Consider the following 24638-nt stretch of genomic DNA (forward strand, 5'->3'; position numbering starts at 1 on the left):
TCAGCGCCCTGCTCCGGGCTTTTCCGGGGCAGGGCGTTTTTGTGTAAAAATCACTCTGAGTAAAGAATCTTAACCGGAATGTAGAAAAACAGGGGAGCTGTATTCGTGAATTTAACAAAATGTTTAACTTTTTGAGCGGAAAATACTATTTTTTGCGTGTAAAATATGATGACTGGATTGATTGTATCCCGATTTTTGAGTATAATACAACTGTATTTTTATATTGTTCCTCAGGAGGAAAAGCAAGTGAGAGTAGGTCTTGACATCGGAAGCACCACCATCAAGTGCGCGGTGCTGGACGAACATGATGCGCTGATTTATTCAACATACGAGCGTCATTACAGCCATATTCTGGAAAAGGCGCAGGAGCTGCTGCGCCGTATCGATGCAGAGCACCTGCACGGAAACAAGGCACTGCTGAGCATCTCCGGTTCTGCCGGCATGGGTCTGGCCGACAGCTGCGGCGTGCCCTTTGTGCAGGAGGTGTTCTCCACCCGTGTGGCAGTCAAGCGGTTTGTGCCCGCCACCGACTGCGTGATCGAGCTGGGCGGCGAGGACGCAAAGATCCTGTTCCTGACCAACGGTACCGAGGTCCGCATGAACGGCAGTTGTGCCGGCGGCACCGGTGCCTTTATTGACCAGATGGCCACCCTGCTGAAGATGAGTGCCGACGAGATGAACAAGGCCGCGGAAAAGGCCGAGCGCACCTATACCATCGCGTCCCGCTGCGGCGTGTTTGCCAAAAGTGACGTGCAGCCCCTCATCAATCAGGGCGCGCGCACGGAGGATATCGCCGCCAGCATCTACAAGGCGGTGGTCAACCAGACCATTGCCGGTCTGGCACAGGGCCGCCCCATCAAGGGCAATATCCTGTATCTGGGCGGGCCGCTGACCTTCAGCAGCGTGCTGCGCAAGAGCTTTGATGAGGCGCTGGGGGTCACCGGAACCTGCCCCGAGAACAGCCTGCTCTATGTGGCACTGGGTGCCGCCCTCTATGCGGACAAGGAGTTCGACCTCTCCGCAGTGGCCGACGCGCTGGACCAGTACGCCGCCACCGCTACTTATGCCAGTGAGCCTCCGCTCTTTGCCAACAAGCAGGAGTACGAGGAATTCCATGCCCGGCACATGTCCCACAGTGTGCCTCATGTGCCCTTCAGCGCCCAGTGCGGCCCGGTGCATATCGGCATCGACTCCGGCTCCACCACCGTCAAGCTGGTGGTGGTGGACGAGAAGAGCCAGATCCTGTACACCAATTACCAGCCCAACCTTGGCAACCCGCTGCCCCTGATCCGGGAACAGCTGATCAAGATCTACCGGGAACACCCCGGCCTGCAGGTGGCCAGCGTGACCACCACCGGCTACGGTGAGGAACTGGTCAAGAACGCCTTCCGCTGTGATTATGGTCTGGTGGAAACGGTGGCTCATTTCACCGCAGCCAAATACTTTATGCCCGATGTGGATTTCATCATCGATATCGGCGGTCAGGACATGAAGTGCTTCAAGATCGAGGATGGTGCCATCAGCAACATCTTCCTGAACGAGGCCTGCTCCTCCGGCTGCGGCAGCTTTTTGCAGACCTTTGCTCAGGCATTGGGCTATGATGTCAAGAAGTTCGCCGCTCTCGGCCTGTTCGCAGACCGCCCCGTGGATCTGGGCAGCCGCTGTACCGTGTTTATGAACAGCTCGGTCAAGCAGGCCCAGAAGGACGGTGCTTCCATCGAGAACATTTCCGCCGGTCTGTCCATCAGTGTGGTCAAGAACGCGCTGTACAAGGTCATCCGCGCATCCAGCCCTGAGGAGCTGGGCCGCAAGATCGTGGTGCAGGGCGGTACTTTCTACAATGAAGCTGTTCTCCGCGCCTTTGAAAAAGAGATGGGCGTGGAGGTCATCCGCCCCGACATCGCGGGCCTGATGGGTGCTTACGGCGCGGCCCTGTTCGGCCTGCGCCAGAGCCATAAGAACCACCAGGAGACCTCCGCCATGATGAATCTGGCCGAGTTGGAAGCCTTCGACCAGAAGGTGGTCAGCGTCAAGTGCGGCGGCTGCGGCAACCACTGCCAGCTCACCATCAACACTTTTGCCGATGGCCGCAAGTTCATCTCCGGCAACCGCTGCGATAAGCCCGTGACCGGTAAGAGCGAGGACGACAGCCTGAATCTGTACGCCTACAAGCAGCAGCTGCTGGCCGGTTACAAGCCCGTGCCCGGCAAGCGCGGCTCCATTGGCATTCCGCTCTGCCTGAATATGTACGAGCTGCTGCCCTTCTGGTACACCTTCTGGACCAGGCTGGGCTTTGCCGTGCACACCAGCCCGGTGTCCAGCCGGGGGCTGTATCTGGCCGGTCAGGCCACCATCCCCAGCGATACCGCCTGCTTCCCGGCCAAGCTGAGCCACGGCCACATCAAGGCCCTGAGCCAGATGCACCTGGATGCCATCTTCTACCCCTGCCTGACTTACAACGTTGACGAAGGACTGGGCGACAACCACTATAACTGCCCGGTGGTGGCCTATTACCCTGAAGTTCTGGCAGGCAACTGCCCCGAGCTGGAGGGCCAGAAGTTTATCTATGACTATGTGGGCATCCACCGCCCCAAGGACTTTGTCCGCAAGATGGCAAAGGAAGTCCTGCCCAAATACTTCGGCGGCATTTCCGAAAAGGAAGTGCAGGCCGCTGCCGATGCTGCCTACGCCGAGCACGAGGCCCACATGGCCCAGATCCGGGTCAAGGGCAGCGAGATCATTGATGAGGCACGCCGTCAGGGCAAGCGCATCATCGTGCTGGCTGGCCGCCCCTACCACGTTGACCCTGAGATCAACCATGGCATCGACCACCTCATCACCCGCCACGGCGCGGCTGTTGTCACCGAGGACAGCATCTCCAACCGGGTGGAAAAGTTCCCCACCAGTGTGCTGAACCAGTGGACCTACCACAGCCGCCTGTATGCGGCGGCCAAGTACTGCACCACCCAGAAGGATATGGATCTGGTGCAGCTGGTCTCCTTTGGCTGCGGCGTGGATGCCATTACCACCGATGAGACCCGCGAGATCCTGCAGGCAGGCAGCAAGCTCTACACCCAGCTCAAGATCGATGAGATCACCAATCTGGGTGCGGTCAACATCCGTCTGCGCAGCCTGTTCGCCGCTCTGGAGGAGCGCGACGAGGCGGCAGAGGAAAAGGCCGCCCCCAAGGCAGAAGCCTGATACATAGGAGGAACCTATGGAATACAATTATCCCAAATTTACCCCGGAGATGAAGCAGACCCACACCATCCTCATCCCCAACATGGCCATTACTCAGTTCCGGCTGCTGGAATACGCCCTGCGCTACGACGGCTACAAGTGCGAGATCCTGGGCAACTGCGGCAGCGCCGTGGCACAGCTGGGCCTGAAATACGTCCACAACGACACCTGCTATCCGGCCCTGCTGGTCATCGGCCAGTTTCTGGACGCCCTGAACAGCGGCAAGTATGACCTGGATCACACGGCCCTGCTCATCACCCAGACCGGCGGCGGCTGCCGTGCTTCCAACTACATCCACCTGCTCCGCAAGGCTCTGGTCAAGGCGGGCTATCCCCAGATCCCCGTTGCCAGCCTGAACTTCTCCGGTCTGGAAAAAGACAGCGGCTTCCAGATGACCCTGCCGCTGGCCCGCCGCGCGCTGGCCTGCATTTTCTACGGCGATATGCTCTGTGCCCTGCGCAATCAGGTGGCCCCTTACGAGAACGAAAAGGGAGCCGCTGACCGGATGGTCGATCTGTGGGTCGAGCGTCTGGGACGCGTTCTGCTGGCCGGCAAGGGCTTTACTGCCCGGGAAATGAAGCACACCTTCCCGCTCATTGCAAAGGATTTTGCGGCCATCCCCGTGACCCGGGTGCCCAAGGTCAAGGTGGGCGTAGTCGGCGAGATCTACGTTAAATACAGCCCCCTGGGCAACAACGACCTGCAGAAGTTCCTGGAGAGCCAGGACTGTGAGGTGAACTTCCCGGGCCTGATGGGCTTTGTGCAGTACTGCATCTTCAATATGGGCGAGGATCATGTCCTCTACGGCGGCAAGCTGGCCGTCAAGATGGGCACGGATCAATTGCTCAACTGGCTGGACAGCGTGGAGCGTGCCATGCTCAAGGCCACAGCCGATGCCGGGTTCTACGCCCCCGGCCCCTTCAAGGAGCTGGTGGAAAAGCCCCACGGCATCATTTCGCTGGGGGCCAAGATGGGCGAGGGCTGGCTGCTGACCGCCGAGATGATCGAGCTGGTGCAGGGCGGCTACGGCAACATCGTCTGTGCCCAGCCCTTCGGCTGCCTGCCCAACCATATCGTGGGCAAGGGCATGGTGAACAAGATCCGCGCCCTGTATCCCAGCGCCAACATCACCCCCATCGATTACGACCCCAGCGCCACCCGGGTCAACCAGGAAAACCGCATCAAGCTGATGCTGGCAGTCGCCAAGGAGCGCCTGAACGCCCCGGCGCAGGCTGCCCCCCTGACGGCAGAAGAGATCGCCGGTGGGGCTCCCCGGGTCGAGACCACGGTATAATTCTTTCTAAACAGCAACACTCCCCTTCGGGCAGGACCGTGTGCCGCACGGCTCCACCCGAAGGGGAGTGTTTTTTGTCTCAACTGCAGAGATACCGCCGCTCGAACTCCTCAGCCGGGATGGCCTTGGAGAACCAGAAGCCCTGCGCGCCGTCGCAGTCCAGCGAGCGGAGGAGCTGCACCTGCTCCTCGGTCTCGATGCCCTCGCAGATGACGTTGTAGCCCAGCCGTTTGACCAGATGTACGATCTCCCGCAGAAAATCGGTGCCCCGCGCGTTGGAACTGCACCGGGTCAGAAAGAGCTTGTCCAGTTTGATGGTGTTCACGGGGATATCCACCATGTTGTTCAGCAGGGAACCGCCCGCGCCGAAATCGTCCAGCGAGGTCTGCATTCCATCGCTCTGGAAGGAGGAAAGCAGGCGCTTCACCCGGTCGTACTCCGAGACCATCGCAGTCTCGGTCAGTTCGATCTCCAGCATCCGGGCGCTGATGTTGTGCTTTTCCAGAATCTCGCTGTACTCCTGGGTGGGGGCATCCTCCCGGGCCAGTACCGCCGAGACGTTCACCGCAATGGGCAGCAGCCGATGTCCGGCCTGTGCATTGCGCTGCAGGAACCGGGCCACCTGCTCGAAGATGTACAGATCCAACTCCACGATGTGGCCCGTGGATTCCAGAATGGGAATGAACTGGTCGGGGTAGACCACGGTGCCGTCCGGCTTGATCCAGCGGGTCAGCTCGAACAGTTCAAAGGCGGTGGAGATCAGGTCGTTGTGCAGGTAGCGTGCATCGATATCGGCTGTTTCTGGGGCGGCAGGAACAGCCTGGGCATAGCGCCGCAGATTATCGCAGAACACATACTGGTTGCGGCCGTTCTGCTTGGCCTGATACAGGGCCCAGTCCGCGTTTTCGAACAGCTGGTCAAAGGAATAGCCCGCTGTGTTTTCAGGCAGGAAGCAGGCACCGATGCTGCAGGTCATCTGGTAATCGTTTTCCCAGAACTTCACCTGCTGCACGGATTCCGAAAGCTGGCGGGTCTTCTGAAGCAGGGTGGTGTTGGGAATATCCTTCAGAAACACCACGAATTCATCGCCGCCGAACCGCACCAGAATGTCGCTGGAGCGGAACAGGGTGCGCAGCATCCGGGCAAACTCCTGCAGGACCTTGTCGCCGAACAGATGCCCGTAGCGGTCGTTGACATTCTTGAAAAAATCAAGGTCGATGACCAGCATTCCGCAGGAGGCATAGGGATCTTTGGCCTGCAGATAGCGGTCAATGAGCTCCTTGCCGGTGCGGTTGTTATACAGCTGGGTCAGGGAATCGTGGCGGGCCTGCTCCAGCAGCTCCTGGGTCTGATTCTTCTGGTCGGTGATGTCCTTAGCGTAGCCCACATAGAGTGTGCCGCGGGCGGGGTCTTCGACTGGGCGGGCATCCACCTCCCGGGAATAATACACCCCATCCGGCGAGACAAAGCGCATCTCCAGCGGGCCGAACAGCTCACCGGTGAGCAGGGCGCGCATCTTCCAGCGGTCCTCCGCGAAGATCGTGGCGTGCTCCGGCTTCTCGGAGCCAAGGTAGGCATCCAGCGTTTCCAGCGTGCGGCTCCGGGTATCGTAGACCCGCAGCTGATCCAAACGGGGGTCATATTCCAACAGAAAAAACTACCGATGCACAAGAAACTGCATCAGCAGGGGATTGTTGATGATCGAATCGATAAACCGAACAGGGACATCCATGGACGACTCCCCACTTTCCACTTTTTAACCAGTATAACAAAATATGGAAGATGCATCAAGGCAAAACACAAAAGTTTCATGGAAAGTGAAAGAAATTTTACCGAAAGTTCTGTCGGGAACGGTTTCGGTGTTCCCGCTCAGGCCGGAACGCCCCACAGCTCGATCGTGGCACCGGCGGCAAGCCGGACGTTGGTGTCCACGGTCAGGGTCAGCCTGCCGAGCTTCTGGCTGGCATCCACATTCTGGCCGCTGCTTCCGGCAGGCAGAACGACCGAAGGCGGTGCACCCGTGGTGCCGGATGCGGCAAAACAGAGATACTGCCCGAAGCAGGGAAGTGCCTGAAAGCTGGCAAAGGTGCGGGTGGGCGGGCTGGACATCGAGCTGCTGGCAGCACAGGGGGCAGAAGCACTGAGCAGCTGGGTACCATCGCTGGTGCTGCAAACCCAGTGCAGCGTGCCCTTGGATTGGCTGCTGCCTGCCTGAAACAGCACCTTCAGCGCCTGCAGTTCGGTGGGAAAGGTGCGCTCAAAGCTGGCAGTGGCGGCGTTCAGGGACACCTTTTCCAGCAGCTCCCACTGGCCGGGATCGCTGGGGTCACCCTTGGGGCCTTGGGGGCCAGGTTCTCCCTGCGGGCCTTGCGGGCCGGGCTCTCCTTTGGGGCCGGTGGGTCCTGCGGCACCGGGCTCTCCCTGCGGTCCGGGTTCCCCCTTTTCGCCCCGGAATGCACCGCTTTCCACAGCGGTTTTCAGCCGTTCCAGCAGGGCCTGCCAGGCGGGCGTGCCGGGCTGGGGCAGGGTGCTGTCCTCCGTGCCGGAATTTTCGGCCACGCAGTAGCACACGTCCGCGCTGGTCAGGGTGCGGGTGCCATCGGTGCCCTCAAAGGTGATGCGCCCCTCCCCGGGCACAGCCGTGATGAGGGCGGGCACCTCCACAAGGCCGTCTGCCACCAGCGTGGAGGGGGCAGCGTTCCCGCCCGGCAGGTGCCAGAAGGCCCGCAGGGTCATGCCCTGCCACTCGCCGTCGGCTTCCACCCGCAGGGCGTAGATGCCCCGGTTTTTGGTGTAGCCGAAGCGGAGCAGGCCGTCGTACCCCTGCAAAGCAGCCCCGCCGCCCGAGGATAAATGGATCTGACGTTCGATCATACAGTTTCACTCCTTTTGTCGTGGTTTTCGCGTTCAAAAAGCTTGACTTTGGTTAGAGTTTCCGGTAAGATTGTGAAAAGACCGCAGAAGGTTTGGTGGATAAAATCTAACCAAAATCAGCTTGTGAGGCTATAATATCTGATTAAATTCAGAAAGTCAAGGGAAAATCTGAATCCGGTTAGAAAACTGGCGTTCTGCACAAGAAGGAGTGCAAAATTTGTGTTTTATGACTGCTACACGGCCCTGTGTCAGGCCAGAGGCATCAGCCGCAGCCGGGCAGCGCAGGAGATGGGCTTGAGCAACTCCACAGTGACCAAATGGAAAAACACCGGAGCGACCCCCTCGGGCGAGACGCTGGCCAGAGTATCTGCCTATTTTGGCGTGCCGGTGGGGGAACTGCTGGGCGAAGCCGTCCCGTCGGTGCAGGAGGAGCGGAAGCTGCCCGAAGGGGCTGTCCCGTTCGATCCCGCCCTCACGGCTCCGCTGCTAGGCACGGTGCGTGCAGGCCTGCCCATGTATGCGGAAGAAAACATTGAGGGCTACATCCCCATCACCCGGAAGGACGGGGCACGGTACTTCTGGCTCCGTGTCCGGGGCGACAGCATGAACGCCGTGGGCATTTCGGAAAACGATGAGATCCTGGTGCGGGAGCAGCCGGAGGTGGAAAACGGCCAGCTTGCCGTGGTGATGGTCAACGGCGATGAAGCCACCGTGAAATATTTCCGTCAGGAGGGGAGCCTTGTGGTCCTGACCCCCAAAAGCTTCAACCCCGTGCACCAGCCCCAGATCTATGATCTGAAACGGGTGCAGGTGCGGGTGGTCGGCCTTGTGGTGGAGTGCCGCAAGGTGTTCTGAAAAAAAGAAGATGGCCCCTGCGGGGCAGAATAGGAGACTCGCTATGAAATGGAGGTCCGTTCTGTGCACAGCGCTGTTTTTGTGCGGTACCGTGCTGCTTTCTGCCTGCGGCGGGGGAGAGATGCCCGCGCCTGCGGAACCGCCCGCTTCCAGTGAGGTACCGGCTCCCTCTCAGCCGGAGGAAGTGCCCGCCCCCTCGGAATCGGCTTCTTCCAGTGAACCGGAGCCACTTCCGGAACCGGAACCGCCCAAACCGTGGGATGGTATGGTCGTTCCGACTGGTTGTAAGGCGGAGTGGTCAGAGCAACAGGGAAAAATCGTTTTAACTCACTATGAGTATAAAGATGGTGTGAATTTGCACCTTCCAACGGGAAGGGCATATAGCATTGGCTCCAATTGCTTTAAAAATGATTGGAAGCTCAAGTCTGTTGTAATTCCGGAGGATGTAATCGAGATTCGGCAATCTGCGTTTCAGGAGTCTGGATTGTTACAGGTTACTGTACCGATGAATGTCAGGGTGCTTGGAAATGATGTGTTTGCAGACTGTCATTATCTGACACAGGCAGAGATTGAAGGTACAGAAAAGACAGGAGAAAGGGTATTTGCACGCTGTGAATCTCTGCAAAAAGTGAAACTCGGCTATGGAGTGATACGAATAGAAGAAGGCGCTTTTGAGCATACGGGGCTGGTAGAGATTGAATTGCCGACGACATTGGGACAGATTGATAAGCTGGCTTTTAGTTATTGTAAATTGAAGGAGATTATTTATGATGGAGATTGGGAGGCAAAACGATCAGAGTTAGAGAACAACAAAAACATCGGGAAAGAAAATGACCTGTTGCTTGCTGCAAAGCAAAAATAAGCAACTGAACCAAACGCCGTCTCTTGTGCAAAAAGGCAAGAGACGGCGTTTTTGCGTGGAAAAGCAGAAGTGAAAAATCAGCGATGAATAGCTTGTTTATCAATTTGACCGGAATTTGTGCAACAAAAAACCTATAAACCTATTGACATTCTGGGAAAATGGGTATATCATACGGCCAACGGAAACAAACATCCGCAAGATCAGGAGAAAAGGAGGGGAACAGACATGGACTGGAATGTGATGGCGCAATATCTGCCGCAGTATGAAAAAGCGGCCTGGCTCACCCTGCGTCTGGGCGTGGCCGGTATCTTCTGGGCCATCCTTGTGGGCCTTGTCTGCGCCGTGCTCCAGTACGAAAAAGTGCCGGTGCTGCGCCGTATCGTGGGCGCTTATATCCGGCTCAGCCGGAACACGCCGCTGCTGGTCCAGCTGTTCTTTCTTTATTACGGCCTGCCCAAGATCGGCATCAAGACCAACGCCGAGCTCTGCGGCATTGCGGGGCTTGCCTTTCTGGGCGGCAGCTACATGGCCGAGGCCTTCCGCAGCGGGCTGGAAGCCATTGAACCCATCCAGACAGAAAGTGCCCTGAGCCTTGGCATGAGACGGCGGCGGTCATTGTGTTCGTGCTCTGGGGCACGGCCGAGATGAGCGACCTCGTCCGCGGTGCCCTCATCGCCATCCCGAAGCATCAGTACGAGAGCAGCGAGGCGCTGGGCATGAGCCGGGTGCAGACCTATTGGTACATCATCATCCCCCAGACGGTGCGGCGGCTCATCCCGCTGTCCATCAACCTCATCACCCGCATGATCAAGACCACCAGCCTGGTGTTGATGATCGGTGTGGTGGAGGTGCTCAAGGTGGCCCAGCAGATCATTGAGGCCAACCGCACCGCCAGCCCCAACGCGGCGTTTGGCATCTACCTCACCGTGTTTATCCTGTATTTTCTGGCCTGCTGGCCGGTTACCTCGAAAAGAAATGGAAGTGACTGTTATGGCAGAGCCGATCCTGACTGTAGACCATCTGGTAAAAAGCTACGATGGCAAGACCAATGTTCTGGATAATGTCAGCTTTGCCGTCAAGCCCGGTGAGGTCATCGTTGTGGTGGGGCCTTCCGGCTGCGGCAAAAGCACCCTGCTGCGCTGTCTGAACGGTCTGGAGCCGGTGCAGGCGGGCCGGGTGAAGCTGGGCAGTGAGACGGTCGCCTACGGCGGCAAGAATCTGGCGGCCCTGCGCCAGCGCATCCTCCTCTTCTGCCGCTTCCGGCTCTGCCGCAGCTGCCGGCAGTGACGTGTTCCGCACGCTGGATGAGATCAAGGCAGACGGCACCGTGAACATCGGCGTTTTCTCCGACAAGAACCCGTTCGGCTATGTGGATGAGAACGGCGAGTATCAGGGCTATGATGTCTACTTCGCCCGCCGCCTGGCCGAGGATCTGGGCGTGGAAGCAAACTTCGTCTCCACGGAAGCCGCCAACCGCATTGAGTACCTGCAGACCGGCAAGGTTGATATCATTCTAGCAAACTTCACCGTCACGCCCGAGCGCGCTGAGGAGGTGGACTTTGCACTGCCCTACATGAACGTTGCACTGGGTGTCATCTCTCCCGACAGCAATGTCATCACCAGCCTGGACAACTGGAACGCCGACGATCAGATGATCGTCATTTCCGGCACCACCGCCGAGACCTACCTGACCAAGGAATATCCCGACATTCCCCTGCAGAAGTATGATTCCTATGCAACCGCCAAGAACGCCTTGGAAAACGGCAATGGCGTAGCATGGGCCAACGACAACACCGAGGTCATCGCTTTTGCAAAGCAGAACTCCGGCTACACAGTCGGCATCCCCTCTCTGGGCAGCCAGGATACCATCGCCCCCGCTGTGAGCAAGGGCAACACCACCCTGCTGGACTGGATCAACGATGAGATCAAGAGCCTGGGCGAGGAAAGCTTCTTCCACAAGGATTACGAGGAGACGCTGGTGGATACCTACGGCCTTGACTATGAGGATGAGCTGGTCGTTGAGGGCGGCGAGACCAACGCATGAATCTGAATTTTAAGATGCAGTAATGAGAAACACCCCGTGCAGAAATGTACAGGGTGTTTCTTTTGTGCAAATCTGTGCAACGATGTATTGACAATGTTGCACGATATGAATATAATAAAAGTGACAAAGGAGCGTGAGAGTATGACGACGGTAAGTGTCCGGATGGATGAGAATCTGAAGCGGGATTTTGATGAGATCTGCAATGAACTGGGCCTTTCGATGTCAACAGCCATCACTATGCTGGCCAAGAAGATGACGCGTGAAAAACGCATTCCGTTTGAAGTCTCGATGGATCCCTTTTATAGTGCATCCAATATGGCCGCCCTGAATGACAGCATTGAGGAAATGCGTCAGGGAAAGACTGTAACGAGAACGCTGGAAGAGCTTGAGGCTATGGAACATGAGTAAGATCACCTTCACGGAGCGGGCCTTTGCGGAATATCTGTATTGGCAGTCTCAGGATAAAAAGACGCTGAAACGGATCAACGCATTGCTCAAGGATATTTCGCGCAGCCCGTATGAAGGCATTGGAAAACCGGAAGGGCTGAAAGAAAATCTCAGCGGGTATTGGAGCCGCCGGATCGATGATGTGAACCGGCTGGTCTATCGCATTGAAAATGATCTGATCGAAGTGTATCAGTGCAAGGGACATTACGACGATTGAAGCAAAAAAACGAGGACAGCCAATGGCTGTCCTCGTTTTGCTGTATCTGGGGGATTATACTTCCTCGGTCTCCTCGTCCTCGTCGTCATCTTCGTCGGCGAGAGCTTCTGCATGGATGCGCTGGCGCAGGCGGGTGCGGAACTCCTCGGCGGGGATGCCGCTTTGGTTGGGGGTCAGGTCCGGGGCGGGCTTGCCGTCAGGCAGGTGGGCACCAAAGGCCGGCACAAAGAAGAACTTGCGCACGACAAAGATCAACGCAATGGCACCCACGCTGATGAGGTTGTCCAGAGCCGATTCGTGGCCGACCACCATGTGGCGGGCAATGGCGTAGAGCAGCACTTCCAGGCTGCTGCCGGGGCTGTGCTTGGCCAGCATCTTGATGAACTCCACGCCGATGACAATGTCCAGCGCCCGCTCAAGGAAGCCGCGGATCTCTACATCGTTGCCATCAAACAGCAGGCCCGGCATCCACTTGAGCAGGGGGATGAAGCTGAGCAGCAGGCCGATGAGCACCAGCCCGGACAGCACGATCTCCAGCAGGGTGGCGGCCTGAATGATGTAGCTGCGCAGTGCCTTGCGGCTGCGGCTCTCAACATGGGCGGAGTGCGGGGTGTCGGAAGGATGGGACATGATGCGGCATCTCCTTTGCTCAAGATCGTGAAACGAAAAAAGCTGACAAACTTTTCTTAAGTTTAGCAAAGGATTTGAGCAAAGTCAATGAAATGTGCCGAATTTTCTGGGAATTACTGGACGGCTACATAGCCGGAGTGCTCAATGCAGGAACGGCCTGCATCGGTGGAGAGCCATTCGTAGATCCTACGCTCCGGGCTGTCGGCAGCGGAATCCTGCAGGATGGCGGCATAGAATTCGTTGCATAGCGGGTAGCTCTGGTCGGCGATCGTCTCGTTGGAAGGGGTCACGCCATCCACGGCCAGCAGCCGCAGACCGGGCTTGGAGTACATCTGGTCGATGTAGTAGTAGACCGAGAACCCGATGGCGTTGGCAGAGTTGTTATACTCTGCAATGCTGTCCACCAGCTCACCCATGGCGGTGGGGGCCAGCTCGGTGGGGGCCTCCATCAGCGGGCCGCCCTGGATCAGTAGCTTCTGGAACAGGGTCTGGCTGCCGGAGTCCGCCCGCCGCTGGAAGGCAATGATCTCCTGATCCTTGCCGCCCACATCCTTCCAATTGGTGATCGTTCCGGCGTAGATGTCCTTGAGCTGCTGCCGGGTCAGGCTCTGCACGGGGTTGTCCTCGTTGACGATGAACACCAGCGCGTCCCGGCCAATGGCCTTTTGCTCCAGCGGGTCACCGTCTGCCTTCAGCTCCTCCTTGACGGATTCCGGGGCTTCGTAGGCGATGATGAGCTTGACCGAATCGCCGTAATTGTTGCCGTACAGGCCCAGGTTGCGCCAGGCCTGGGCCGTGGTGTTGGTGGTCACGGCGCTCCGGGCGGTCTCCAGATCCAGCCCGGTGGTGTCGGCCATGATCTGCGCGATCAGTGGGATGCAGGCCGTGCTGCCATCCGTAATGGGGAATTCATCCACGCTCAGGATGGGCTGTGCGGGCATTTCACTGGCGGCAGAAGAGGCAGGGGCCTCAGAATCCGGCTGAGACGGTGCCGCCCCCGAATCAGAGGAGGCAGGCACGGTGTTGCAGGCGGAGAGCAGGGCGGCGGTGGATGCCAGACCCAGACCGGTCAGGAACGCGCGGCGGGAAATTTTGACAGTACGCATGGAAAAACCTCCTTAGAAGAAACCGTTGTCCATTTCATCGTTGCTGGAAGCGAAGATGCTCTCGGCGTAGAGCCACTGGCCGGTCAGGTCCATCCAGCCGCTGTCAAAGCCCTTGACGGCGGCGAACACGCCCTCGGGCAGGCCGTTGACGCTGTTGGCGTAGTACCCGGCACAAGTGCGCAGACCGCTTACCACCACATCGCCGTCGCTGTCCAGAACATCGTAGAGCCAGCTGCTGCCAGGGCCGTTGTAGCAGCCGTAGAAGTAGATGCCGTCCTCAGTGGAGAGCAGGGGCGAGTAGTAGTTGTAGGTCTCATTCAGCTTGGCCGGGTCGAGGGTCTTGTGGATACCGTCCGGCCCGCAGATGTGGATAGCAGCTGCGTCATAGTTGTCATTGTCATCCTGCTGGACCCAGGCCCAGCCGTTCCCCTCGGGGTAAATATGGGCGCGCACCTGATGATCCACCGGGTCGATGGTGGTATCGGTCAGCAGAACACCGGTCTGCAGGTCGAACACCCGCACGGTGCCGTCTACGGCATAGATGGCCAACGTGGCATCATCCGTATTGGCATCGTAGAGATCCTTCTCCTCGCCGGTGAGCAGGTCGTGGAACAGATACCGCCCCGCCATTTCGGGGGTGAAGGCATCCGGTTCCGTGATCGCTACGCCGGGCGCATAGTACCGGATGGGCTGGTCATATTCGCAGAGCACGGCGCTTTGCTCCGTGCTGACCAGATCCACCAGCTGGTATCTGCCGTTGTTGTACAGGCTGACCGTGCCTGCACCGGTGTACTGCTGGTAACCGGTCAGCTCCTCGCCGGTGGTGGGGTTGTACAGGCTGTCGGCACCCGTCGTGCCATCCTCGTTGTAGTGGCTCACCACCAGCCAGTCGGTGGGGGCAGAGCTGTCGCTGCTGCTGGCGTAGAAGTTGGAAAGGGCAGACAGCTCTGCCTGATAGACCACCCCGCCCTGCCGATCCTGCACCTGTACAGCGCAGTAGAGGGGCAGGTCATCGCCCCATTCGTTTTCCTGCACATAGTCTGCCGGGACATTGCAGACTTCAAAGGCCAGATAGCTGCCTGCTGCGCTGCATCCGTAGGCGTTTTCGGGCACAGCCAGCTCCTCGCCCGTGGCAAGATCGATCACCCGGCAATCGCCCTCGGCGTGGTTGTTGCAGGGGGCATAGGCCATCTGTTCCGGTGCGGTCAGAACCAGCAGACTGCCGGTCAGGGCGGCATCGTAGGCACGGTCAAAGGTCAGGATCTCCTTGCCGCTGCGGTCGCACAGGGCGGTTGCCCGCCCGGTGGGGGTGCCGGGGTCCGACCACTGCCGCAGATAGTACCGCACGGTGCCGGTCAGGGTATCCGGCACCAGATACACGGTCTCACTGCTGGCGGCCTGATACAACACGGTATTGCCGCAGAGCACGGTATTGCCGCCGTTGGAGCCGTTGCTGTACAGGATGCGCAGCTTGCCGTCGTCCAGTGAAGCTGCAGCGGGGCCGGGCGCTTCCTCAGCCTGCGCGGGCTTGGAATCGGGCAGGGGCGAGGCCGGAGGCAGCAGGGAGCAGGAGGCCAGCAGCCCTGCCGCGGCAGACAGGCTGAGCACTGCACAGCCGATGCGGAGAACAGAACGTTTCATAAGCGTACCTCACAGGTTTGGCAGAATTTAACTTTCCTATCCTGATTATAATACGAATAAACCGGACGTTCAATTGCAATCGAACGTCCGGTCATGGTTACAGTTTTGTTACAGGGTCAGCTCAGACCTCGGCAGCCTCGGCTTCGTCCATCCGCACCAGCTGACGCAGGAAGGGGAAGAGGAAGGGCACGGTGACAAAGAAGGTCAGCACATCAGCAATGGGCTGGCAGATCTCAACACCCAGCAGCCCAAAAGCCCGGGGCAGGGTGAGGATGAGCGGGATGAAGAACACGCCCTGACGGCAGCAGGCCAGAAAGGTGGCCCGGCCCGATTTGCCGATGGACTGGAACAGCATGTTGCCCGCCACGATCACGGGCTGCAGAAGCATGGCAAAGCACTGGAAGCGGAAGGCGGGCAGGGCCACGGCGGTGACTTCGGGATCATCACGGAAAAGGCGGATGAGGGTCTCGGCATTGAACCAGCAGGCGGTGAGAATGACAGAGAGAAAGCAGAAGCTGGCTGCCATGGTGAACAGGCAGGCCTGCTGCACCCGGCGGTACTTTCTGGCACCATAGTTGAAGCCTGCCACCGGCTGAAAACCCTGACCGGTGCCGATGGCCACCGAGATGATGAACATGAAGATGCGGGAAACGATGCTCATGCCGGCCACGGCAGCGTCACCATAGCCGCGGGCGGCGATGTTCAGCAGCATTCCGCCAATGCTGTTCAGGCCCTGACGGCCAAAGCTGGGCATACCGGTCATCAGGATGGTGCCGAACTCCGCCGGGCTGCGGGTGACTGCCGTGATCCGGAACTGGCTGACCGTTTTGCCCTGCAGGAACATGGACAGCAGGATGCAGAAGCTGATGGTCTGGCTCAGGGCCGTGGCAAGGCCCGCACCGGCGGTGCCCATGCCCAGCCCAAAGATGAACAGCGGGTCCAGCGCAATGTTCAGCAGGCCGCCGGTGACCAGGCCGATCATGGCAAAGCTGGCCTTGCCCTCATAGCGCAGGATATTGTTCATCACCAGACTGGACATCATAATGGGAGCGGCCAGCAGGATGTACCGCGCGTAGGCGCAGGCATGGGGCAGGATGGTCTCAGTGCTGCCCAGCAGCATCATAAAATCGGGCAGGGTGAGCAGGCCTGCCGCTGTGATGATGCCGCCGAACACCAGCGCTGTGAAGAAGCTGGTGGAAGCAAACCGGGTGGCGGCATCGGTGTTCTGGCTGCCCAGGCTGCGGCTGATGATGCTGCCGGAGCCGTGGCCCAGCATGAAGCCCAGCGCCTGGAGAATGGCCATCAGGCTGGAAACGATGCCCACCGCGCCGGATGCGCTGGTGGAGATCTGGCCCACAAAAAAGGTATCGGCCAGATTGTAGATGCTGGTGATGAGCATGCTCAATATCGTGGGAGCCGCCAGGCTCAGGATCAATTTCGGGATGGGGGTCTCCGTCATTTTGCGGAACTGCTCCGCGCTGCGGTCGGCATTTGCCATGAAAAAACCTCGCTTTCTCTTTGACACGATCTTTCAATAAAAACAATCCACTCCAGTATACCGCAGGATCTGTTTTGTATCAACCAATTCCTTGCCGGGGTTATTGCAGCAAAAGACCGCCCTGCCCGGCGGCAGAGCGGTCTTGGGTCATGGAAAGAAAGCAGAACGTTACAGAGTCTTGCAGAACTCCTTCAGGTAGGCACGGAAAGCCTCGCCGATCTCGGGGTGCTGCAATGCCAGCTCCACCTGAGCCTCCACCACGCGGAGCTTGTTGCCCATGTCGTAGTGGGTGCCGGTGAACTCCACGGCGGTCATGCCGCCGCAGTTGCGGGCATACTCGGCCATGGCATCGGTCAACTGGATCTCGCCGCCTGCACCGGGCTTGGTGTGGGCGAGGATATCGTAGATCTCAGGGGTCAGCAGCACCCGGCCCAGAATGGAGTAGTTGCTGAACTCCTGGCCCTTTTTGGGCTTCTCGATCATGTCATCCACAAAGAAATAGTTGTCGTGGATGGGGGTGGTCTTCAGGCTGCAGTAGCGGCTCACGTCCTCCCAGGGCACAGCGGAGACACCGGCGGCCGGGCGGCCGAACTCCTCATAGGCGCGGATGAGCTGGGCGCAGACAGGGTCCTCGCCCCAGATCACGTCGTCGCCGTAGATGACCACGAACGGGTCGTCACCGGTAAAGGCCTTTGCCATGCTCACGGCGTGGCCCAGGCCCAGCGTCTGCTTCTGGCGCACAAAGAAGATGTTGGCAAGGTTCGAGATGCCCAGGCACTCCTCCAGCATCTTTTCCTTGCCGGGGGCGGCCAGCTTTTCTTCCAGCTCGGGGCTGCGGTCAAAGTGATCCTCGATGATGCTCTGGCTGCGGCCCAGAATGATCAGAATGTCCGTGATGCCGGACTTGACGGCTTCCTCCACCAGATACTGGATGGCGGGCTTATCCACGATGGGGAGCATCCCCTTGGGCATGGCCTTGGTGGCGGGCAGCACACGGGTGCCCAGACCAGCGGCAGGGATGACAGCCTTCGTAACTTTTTTCATGGTTCGGAACTCCTTCATCATATCATTTCAGGCTGAACGCTCAGCCGTAGACCAGATGGATCAGGGCATCCACATTGGGGCCAAGCAGCAGGGTGAACGCGCTGCCGATGACCATGAGCAGGACCAGACAGCCGAGCACGGCGGCCCAGCTGGTGCCGCCCTGCGCGCAGAGCACGGCTTTGCGCTGTGCCGCGTCCGGGAACTCTGCGCGGATGCGGCGGATCTTCTCGGCGGCACTCTGGCGGTAGAGCCACTTGCCATACAGGCCGCGCACGATCATCAGCAGAAAGCTGAGCACCGAGCAGACCCGGGAAAGGGTGAGCAGGGTGGAGGTGGAAAGTCCCGGGGCCAGGCTGCTGTCCGTGATCTGCAAAAGGTCAATGAAGGTGGGCAGGGCCAGCACCAGCTCGGCGGCCAGAAAGGCGAACGCGGGCTTCCACGCCTTGCGGTAGAAGAAATAGAACGGGCCGAACAGCATGGCCGAAAAGCTCATGGAGGTCTTGGTGTGGGACAGCTGCATCCGGCAGTAGGCACTCAGGTAGGCAGGGGAAGCCGGGCCGATGAAATCCGCCCAGTCCTTGCAGGGGATGCCGTCCATGACCTCTTCCTTGCCAAAAGCCGCCTGATAGGTCTGGCGCAGCGGGTCTACCTGCGGGGCCCCGGTCTCCTGGAACTGGCGGTAAAAGGTGGAGTAATCAAACTCCTCGCTGTGCTCATCCGAATCGGCACGGTCGGCGGGCTCCTGTGCCCCCTCCGGGGGCAGGGCCGCACCGCAGCAGCGGCAGACAGATTCACTGCGCAGGGTGCGCTCGCCGCAGGCAGGGCAGGTGCACAGCTCACTTTCCTGATAAGGGAACTTCCACTCGTATCCGGCGGCGTGGGCCGGGGCATGGATGCAGCGGCCGAGCTTTTCGTAACAATCGCGGTGATAAGGCGCGCCGCAGTCGGGGCAGACAACGATGTCGTCCTGCAGTGTCAGCGGCTTGCCGCAGCCCTCACAGGGGCAGCCATAATATTTGGACATAAGATCCTCCCGGTATGCTAGTTGAACTTATTATACTCCCTTAAAAGAGAAAAGAAAAGGCAAAAATCTTCAAAATTCCAGTAGGTTGAGTATTTTTCCTCTTTACTTTATCATGGATTCTGGGTATACTAATGAAGTATCTGTGTATAAACTGTATCTTTTGAGGGATTCTTAAAATATGATTACTACTGACGAACTGAAAGTGCAGCTGGCCGATTACGGCACCGCTGTGAAGGACCTGGAGGAAGCGCTGGCCATCGACGCTTCCCGCAAGCGCGTGCAGGAGCTGGAGCACACCATGAGCCGCCCCGGCTTCTACGATGACGCTGAGCTGAGCAAGAAGGTCTTTGATGAAGTGGGCGACCTGAAGGGCAAGCTGAACCGCTTTGAAAAGCTGCAGGGCCTGTACGATGATGCCGAGACCATGCTGGTGATGCTGGACGAGGAGTACGACCCCGATATGGTGCCCGAGGCAGAGGAAGCCGTGAACGCTGTGGGCAAGGCCGTGGACGAGCTGCAGCTGATGACCATGCTGAATGGTGAGTACGACCACAGCAACGCTATCCTGACCTTCCACGCCGGTACCGGCGGCACCGAGGCACAGGACTGGGCCGAGATGCTCTACCGTATGTACAACAAGTGGGCACAGGCACACGGCATGACCGTGGAGGTGCTGGATTATCAGGATGGCGATGAGGCCGGCATGAAGAGCGCTTCCATGATGGTCAAGGGTGCCAACGCCTACGGTCTGCTCAAGAGCGAGAACGGCGTGCACCGTCTGGTCCGCGTGTCTCCTTTTGATGCCAACGCCCGCCGCCAGACCAGTTTTGCTTCTCTGGAAGTGATGCCTGAGCTGGACAACACCATTCAGGTGGACATCCGCCCTGAGGACATCGAGATGCAGGTGTTCCGCTCCTCCGGTGCAGGCGGCCAGCACATCAACAAGACCTCTTCCGCTGTCCGTCTGATCCACAAGCCCACCGGCGTCGTGGTCAGCTGCCAGACCCAGCGCAGCCAGTTCCAGAACCGTGACTACGCCATGGAGATGCTGAAGGCAAAGCTGTATCAGATCGCAAAGCAGCAGCACATGGACAAGATCGACGACATCAAGGGCGTGCAGAATGAGATCGCCTGGGGCCACCAGATCCGCAGCTATGTGTTCATGCCCTACACCATGGTCAAGGATCACCGTACCAACTACGAGACCGGCAATGTCGATGCCGTGATGGATGGTGATCTGGACGGCTTTATCTTTGCTTACCTCAAGGCCGCCAGCCGCGGGGAACTGCAGGATACCTGATAAAATAGAATTCGATTTTTTGTTTGCAGCCAGAAAAGGCCAGTGCGCTTTTTCTGGCTGTTTTTGCTTGTCTCTGCGTGAAATGTCCTGAAATTTGCATGAATAGCAAGTTTCAGGGATTGATAGGCGGTTTTTTAGGTGGTATAATTTTATTACGATAAAACTGCACGACACTTGAGCAGAGACAGGAGGAAGAATGATGAGAAAGAAAATTGCAGCGTTGTTTTGTACGTTGGCAGTTCTATGCGCATGTTTGTGTGGAACAGCATTTGCGGCAAAGAAACCGAGCATAGAGCTAATGGGCTTATATGCCATATGGGATGAGCCTATGGTATCGAAACCGATTATATATTTTCGAGTTAATTCCAGTAAAGCGATTAAATACGCAGATTGGTATGTATCAGCATATAATCGTGTAGGTGATAAAGCCTCGATGTTTCCAACGAAAAAATTGACAATGGTAGGGCCGTTGGAGCCGTTCAGCCTTGGAAAAAATGTAGATTTTGAATGGATGGTTCAAAGCAATGCAAGAGAGGATAGCCCGTTTCGGCATTATAAAATAGTTCCGTATGCGATTGCTGCAGCCGATGGCATTCAGTTCGTATATCAGGATGCACACGGTAATCTCTTTGTAAAACCAGATGAAAACAATCCTGAAAGCTATACTTATTTGAGCGAAGATGAAATCCAGAACGCGATGTTTGACTACAGTGGTTGTGAATTTTCTGACGTATGGTGGAGAGACTGGTCGATTGATTATCTTGCAGTGGATAAAGTCGTCATAACTTACATGGACGGAAGCGCAGAGACGGTCACAAATGTGAACTCAAAGTATCGTGGTATGACTTTGCAAAACCCTCCGTTTGCTCAGCAGCTTGCGCAATATGATGCTGTCTACAACTATCAGGATTATTTGCGTCTCAACCCCGACCTTGCGGATATAATCGGCACAAACCAGAAAGCACTTTTTGAACACTTTATTTCCAGCGGCATGAAAGAAGGCCGACAGGGAAGCATGGGATTCAACCTAAGCGCCTATAAGGCGAACAACCCTGATTTGGTGGCAGTGTTTGGCGATGACAACGTAAAATACTACGAGCATTATATTTCGCAGGGCAGGGCTGAAGGTCGAGTTGCAGTCTGATACAAAAAAGTATAATTATAACCCCTGGGAAGAACAGAGGCGCAAAAGGCTGTTCTTTCCGGGGGTCTTTTTACTCACGAGAAAACGCGACCCCACCTTGCAATCGCTTCACAGCTATGCTATACTTCAGTTAGCTTTATATAACTCGTACTCAGCTCTGCGGAAAAGCCCGGGTGCAGGGAGAAATGAGGAGGAAGTTTATGCTGGTAAAAGAGATCAGTGAGCAGCACATCCAGGACATTGGCCACGCCTTTGGCTATTATGATTACGGCGAAGAAAAGGGCATGGCCAGCTGGTTCCGTGACAAGGAAGCGGTTGTGACCTACATCTGCGGCTTTGTGCGGTGCGTGCTGACAGACGACTTTCTGCACACCACCAGTGAGCGTGGCGAGGGCTACATAGCCTACAAGCTGCCGGGGCAGAAGGTCAGTTTCAAGGCGGCGCGGATCCTGCTGCGGGGGATGCTGCAATCCATGAGCCTGGGGGAGCTGTTTCACTTTGCACGGATGCTCTCCAAGGCCGGGCCCTCGTTGGAAGATGTGCTGAATAAGGAGAGAAAGCCCTGCATCTATGTGGGCATGGTCTGCGTGCGGGAAGCTTATCAGGGGCAGGGCTATATGCGCAAGGTCATGGATCTTGCCTTTGTCGAAGGCGACCGGCTGGGCATTCCCGTGGTGCTGGACACCGATGCAAAATCCAAGTGCGATAAGTATGTCCACCTGGGCATGAAACTTTACGGTACGCGCGACCTGGGGCCGGGCGGCACGCTGTATGACCTCGTCCGCTACCCGAAAAAGGCAGAATAAAATAGTAAGAGGGAGAGCTCCTTGCGGGGCTCTCCCTCTTGGTTTACAGGTGCAGATATTTTCCGGTGATGCTGGCGGGATCGGCGGCCACCTGCTCCGGTGTGCCGCAGGCCACGATGCGTCCGCCGCTCTCGCCGCCGCCGGGGCCAAGGTCCACGAGATAGTCGGCGTTGCGGATCACATCCAGATCGTGCTCAATGACCACCACAGTGGCCCCGCTGTCAATGAGACGCTGGAATACGCCCAGCAGAGTGCGCACGTCCAGCGGGTGCAGGCCGATGGTGGGCTCGTCGAATACAAACACGGTGTCGGCCTGCCCTTTGCCCATCTCGCTGGCGAGCTTGAGCCGCTGGGCCTCCCCGCCCGAAAGGCTGGGCGTGGCCTCGCCCAGAGTCAGGTAGCCCAGCCCCAGGTTGGAAAGGGTCTGCAGCCGGCTGGCCACCAGCTTGAGGTCGGCACAGGCGGCAAGGGCTTCGTCCACGCTCATCTCCATCAGGCGGGGCAGGCTCTCGGCCTGGGTGCCGTCCTTCCGGGTGCGGTAGAGGGCGGCGGCATCCTTCTGGTAGCGGGAGCCGCCGCAGTCCGGGCAGGTGATCTCCACATCCGGCAGGAACTGGATGTCCAGGCTGATGGTGCCGGTGCCGTCGCAGCCGGGACAGCGCAGGCGGCCCGTGTTGTAGGAAAAATCGCCCGCCTTGTAGCCCTTCTCCCTGGCAAGGGGGGAGCGGGCGTAGATCTTGCGCAGCTCATCGTGGACATTGGCATAGGTGGCCACCGTGGACCGCACATTGATGCCGATGGGCGTTGCGTCAATGAGCTTGACCTGCGCAATGCCCGGTGCAGTGATGCTTTCCACATGGGCGGGCAGCGCTTCGCCCTTGGCGGCGGCTTCCAGCGCGGGGATCAGGCTTTCCAGCACCAGCGTGGTCTTGCCGGAACCGGACACGCCGGTCACTGCAATGAGCCGCCCCTTGGGCAGCCGGACTTCCAGCGGCTTGACGGTGTGGATGGCCCGGGTGCGCAGGGTGATGGTGCCCAGCGCAAAGAGCTCCGCCTCCGGGGTGCGGGTGCGGGCTGAAAGGGTGTGCAGGTCGGCAAGGAAGGGCCCGATGCGGGAGGCCGGGCTTTGGGCCACCTGCTCCACAGTGCCCTGTGTCAGGATGGTGCCGCCGTTTTCACCGGCACCGGGGCCCATCTCAATGAGCCAGTCGGCATCCCGCAGGATCTCAGTGTCGTGATCCACCAGCACGATGGAGTTGCCGTCCGCGATCAGGTCGTGCATCACGCCCCGCAGGCCCTCGATGTTGGAGGGGTGCAGGCCGATGGAGGGCTCGTCCAGCACATAGAGCACGCCGGTGGTGCGGTTGCGCACCGAGCGGGCCAGCTGCACCCGCTGGCGCTCCCCTGTGGAAAGGGTGGCGGCCTCCCGGTCAAGGGAGAGGTAGCCCAGCCCCAGATCCAGCAGGCGGGCAGCGGTGGTCTGAAAGGATTCGCAGATGCTCTCAGCCATGGGGCGCATCTCCACGGGCAGGGAGGCGGGCACCCCCTCCACCCACTGAACCAGCGTGTCCAGCGTCATGCGGCAGGCATCGGCCAGCCCGATGCCCCGCAGCCGGGGAGCCCGGGCTGCGGCGTTCAGGCGGGAGCCGCCGCAGGCGGGGCAGGGGCCCTGCTTCAGAAATCGCTCCACCCGCTTCATGCCCTTTTCATCCGTCACCTTGGCAAGAGCGTTCTCTACGGTATAAACGGCGTTGAAGTAGGTGAAATCCATTTCACCCGCCGCGCCGGTCTTGCTGTTCTGGTAGAGCAGGTGCACCTTTTTGGCGGGGCCGTGGAATACCATATCGCGCTCTTCCGGGGTCAGCTCCCGGAAGGGAACGTTGGTGCGCACGCCCATCTTTTCGGCGATCTCCTTCATCAGCGACCACATCAGGGTCTGCCAGGGCAGCACCGCGCCCTCGTTGATGGAAAGGCTCTCGTCCGGCACCAGAGTGGATTCGTCCACCACCCGCACGATGCCGGTGCCCTCGCAGTCTGGGCAGGCTCCGGTGCTGTTAAAGGCGAACTGCTCCGCGCCCAGCACCGGCACCTGCGCGCCGCACCGGGGGCAGTAGAGCGGGATCTCGGCCGCAATGTTCAGGCTGGGCGGCACCATGCAGCCGCAGGCGGGGCAGGGGTAGTGGGAGAGCCGGGAGAACATCAGGCGCAGGCTGTTCAAAAGCTCGGTCATGGTGCCAAAGGTGGAGCGCATCCCGGGCACGCCGGGCCGCTGGTGGAGGGCCAGTGCGGCGGGAACATAGCGGATCTCGTCCACCTGCGCCTTTTCGGCCTGGGTCATCCGGCGGCGGGTATAGGTGGAAAGGGCCTCCAGATAGCGGCGGGAGCCCTCGGCGTAGAGGACACCCAGCGCCAGCGAGGACTTGCCGGAACCGGACACGCCCGCAATGCCGACGATCTTGTGGAGCGGCACATCTATGTCGATGTTCTTCAGGTTGTGCACCCGCGCGCCCCGCACCCGGATGGCGGCGGGGAGAGCGGAACTGGATTCGTGGTTCATCGTGTCTCCTTTCTCTGAATGGGGTCACAAAAGGCTCCCCCGCAGGGGAGCCGGA

21 protein-coding genes and 1 pseudogene are annotated in these 24638 nt (G+C 58.7%); 13 read left to right on the forward strand and 9 right to left on the reverse strand.

Annotated features, from left to right (window positions below; all coding sequences use genetic code 11):
* The first annotated feature begins 246 nt into the window (after positions 1-246).
* Entirely contained in the window at positions 247-3201 is a 2955-nt protein-coding gene (locus tag D3F01_RS07460) for an acyl-CoA dehydratase activase (RefSeq protein ID WP_347567995.1), read from the forward strand.
* A 16-nt stretch (positions 3202-3217) separates the two neighbouring features.
* Complete coding sequence (locus tag D3F01_RS07465; protein ID WP_005930465.1) at positions 3218-4534, forward strand: 2-hydroxyacyl-CoA dehydratase; 1317 nt, start codon at positions 3218-3220, stop codon at positions 4532-4534.
* 79 nt (positions 4535-4613) lie between these two features.
* Here D3F01_RS07465 and D3F01_RS07470 read toward each other — a convergent pair whose 3' ends face one another.
* Positions 4614-6182 carry an EAL domain-containing protein gene (locus D3F01_RS07470; RefSeq protein WP_242887528.1) on the reverse strand — a complete coding sequence of 523 codons (1569 nt, stop codon included), beginning with the start codon at positions 6180-6182 and terminating at the stop codon, positions 4614-4616.
* Between the two features lie 221 nt (positions 6183-6403).
* Complete coding sequence (locus tag D3F01_RS15930; protein WP_278252016.1) at positions 6404-7408, reverse strand: collagen-like protein; 1005 nt, start codon at positions 7406-7408, stop codon at positions 6404-6406.
* A gap of 219 nt (positions 7409-7627) precedes the next feature.
* Here D3F01_RS15930 and D3F01_RS07480 point away from each other — a divergent pair, with 219 nt between their 5' ends.
* The 8 genes and pseudogenes from D3F01_RS07480 (at position 7628) to D3F01_RS07510 (ending at position 11833) form a co-directional block, all read left to right on the forward strand.
* Positions 7628-8263, forward strand: coding sequence for a LexA family transcriptional regulator (locus tag D3F01_RS07480; RefSeq protein WP_005930458.1), 636 nt, complete (start codon positions 7628-7630; stop codon positions 8261-8263).
* Between the two features lie 43 nt (positions 8264-8306).
* Complete coding sequence (locus tag D3F01_RS07485; RefSeq protein WP_227612903.1) at positions 8307-9125, forward strand: leucine-rich repeat domain-containing protein; 819 nt, start codon at positions 8307-8309, stop codon at positions 9123-9125.
* 225 nt (positions 9126-9350) lie between these two features.
* Positions 9351-9743: pseudogene (locus D3F01_RS15935) on the forward strand (ABC transporter permease subunit); the annotation flags it as partial.
* Entirely contained in the window at positions 9743-10186 is a 444-nt protein-coding gene (locus D3F01_RS15940) for an ABC transporter permease subunit (protein WP_347567996.1), read from the forward strand. The pseudogene D3F01_RS15935 and the gene D3F01_RS15940, both read left to right, overlap by 1 nt.
* Positions 10116-10412, forward strand: coding sequence for an ATP-binding cassette domain-containing protein (locus D3F01_RS15945; protein ID WP_278252017.1), 297 nt, complete (start codon positions 10116-10118; stop codon positions 10410-10412). Before D3F01_RS15940 ends, D3F01_RS15945 begins: the two co-directional genes overlap by 71 nt.
* On the forward strand, positions 10315-11169 hold the full coding sequence (locus D3F01_RS07500; protein ID WP_347567997.1) for a transporter substrate-binding domain-containing protein: 855 nt from the start codon (positions 10315-10317) through the stop codon (positions 11167-11169). The genes D3F01_RS15945 and D3F01_RS07500 overlap by 98 nt, the downstream gene beginning before the upstream one ends.
* Positions 11170-11310: 141 nt before the next feature.
* Positions 11311-11577 carry a type II toxin-antitoxin system RelB/DinJ family antitoxin gene (locus tag D3F01_RS07505; RefSeq protein ID WP_242887531.1) on the forward strand — a complete coding sequence of 89 codons (267 nt, stop codon included), beginning with the start codon at positions 11311-11313 and terminating at the stop codon, positions 11575-11577.
* Positions 11570-11833, forward strand: coding sequence for a Txe/YoeB family addiction module toxin (locus tag D3F01_RS07510; RefSeq protein ID WP_097770265.1), 264 nt, complete (start codon positions 11570-11572; stop codon positions 11831-11833). The genes D3F01_RS07505 and D3F01_RS07510 overlap by 8 nt, the downstream gene beginning before the upstream one ends.
* A 54-nt stretch (positions 11834-11887) precedes the next feature.
* On the opposite strand, the gene D3F01_RS07515 is transcribed toward D3F01_RS07510, so the two are convergent.
* The 6 genes from D3F01_RS07515 to D3F01_RS07540 all read right to left on the reverse strand — a co-directional run bounded on the left by D3F01_RS07515 (position 11888) and on the right by D3F01_RS07540 (position 18776).
* Positions 11888-12463 carry a transporter gene (locus D3F01_RS07515; protein ID WP_097770264.1) on the reverse strand — a complete coding sequence of 192 codons (576 nt, stop codon included), beginning with the start codon at positions 12461-12463 and terminating at the stop codon, positions 11888-11890.
* Between the two features lie 113 nt (positions 12464-12576).
* Positions 12577-13569, reverse strand: coding sequence for a substrate-binding domain-containing protein (locus D3F01_RS07520; RefSeq protein ID WP_223454583.1), 993 nt, complete (start codon positions 13567-13569; stop codon positions 12577-12579).
* 12 nt (positions 13570-13581) lie between these two features.
* Complete coding sequence (locus D3F01_RS07525) at positions 13582-15210, reverse strand: DUF5046 domain-containing protein (protein ID WP_242887534.1); 1629 nt, start codon at positions 15208-15210, stop codon at positions 13582-13584.
* A 121-nt stretch (positions 15211-15331) separates the two neighbouring features.
* Positions 15332-16708 carry an MATE family efflux transporter gene (locus D3F01_RS07530; RefSeq protein WP_242887537.1) on the reverse strand — a complete coding sequence of 459 codons (1377 nt, stop codon included), beginning with the start codon at positions 16706-16708 and terminating at the stop codon, positions 15332-15334.
* Between the two features lie 168 nt (positions 16709-16876).
* On the reverse strand, positions 16877-17752 hold the full coding sequence (locus D3F01_RS07535; protein WP_242887540.1) for a UTP--glucose-1-phosphate uridylyltransferase: 876 nt from the start codon (positions 17750-17752) through the stop codon (positions 16877-16879).
* A gap of 40 nt (positions 17753-17792) precedes the next feature.
* Positions 17793-18776 (reverse strand): RING finger protein, encoded by a 984-nt coding sequence (locus D3F01_RS07540; protein ID WP_242887542.1) that lies wholly within the window; start codon positions 18774-18776, stop codon positions 17793-17795.
* 178 nt (positions 18777-18954) lie between these two features.
* Between D3F01_RS07540 and prfB the strand changes: the two genes are divergently transcribed.
* From prfB to D3F01_RS07555, 3 genes are all read left to right on the forward strand, one after another.
* A complete protein-coding gene (prfB, locus tag D3F01_RS07545) occupies positions 18955-20076 on the forward strand; it encodes a peptide chain release factor 2 (protein WP_005930411.1) in 1122 nt (373 codons plus the stop codon).
* Between the two features lie 196 nt (positions 20077-20272).
* Positions 20273-21220, forward strand: a complete 948-nt coding sequence (locus D3F01_RS07550) for a hypothetical protein (RefSeq protein WP_242887545.1) — start codon at positions 20273-20275, stop codon at positions 21218-21220.
* Between the two features lie 200 nt (positions 21221-21420).
* Complete coding sequence (locus tag D3F01_RS07555) at positions 21421-22026, forward strand: N-acetyltransferase (protein ID WP_242887548.1); 606 nt, start codon at positions 21421-21423, stop codon at positions 22024-22026.
* A gap of 43 nt (positions 22027-22069) precedes the next feature.
* Here the strand turns inward: D3F01_RS07555 and D3F01_RS07560 are convergent, their stop codons facing one another.
* The gene (locus tag D3F01_RS07560; RefSeq protein WP_242887551.1) at positions 22070-24583 is read right to left on the reverse strand and encodes an excinuclease ABC subunit UvrA; all 2514 of its coding nucleotides are present in this window, start codon (positions 24581-24583) and stop codon (positions 22070-22072) included.
* Positions 24584-24638: the final 55 nt, after the last annotated feature.

Source organism: Faecalibacterium sp. BCRC 81149 (genome assembly GCF_022750605.1).
Lineage (GTDB): Bacteria > Bacillota > Clostridia > Oscillospirales > Ruminococcaceae > Faecalibacterium > Faecalibacterium duncaniae.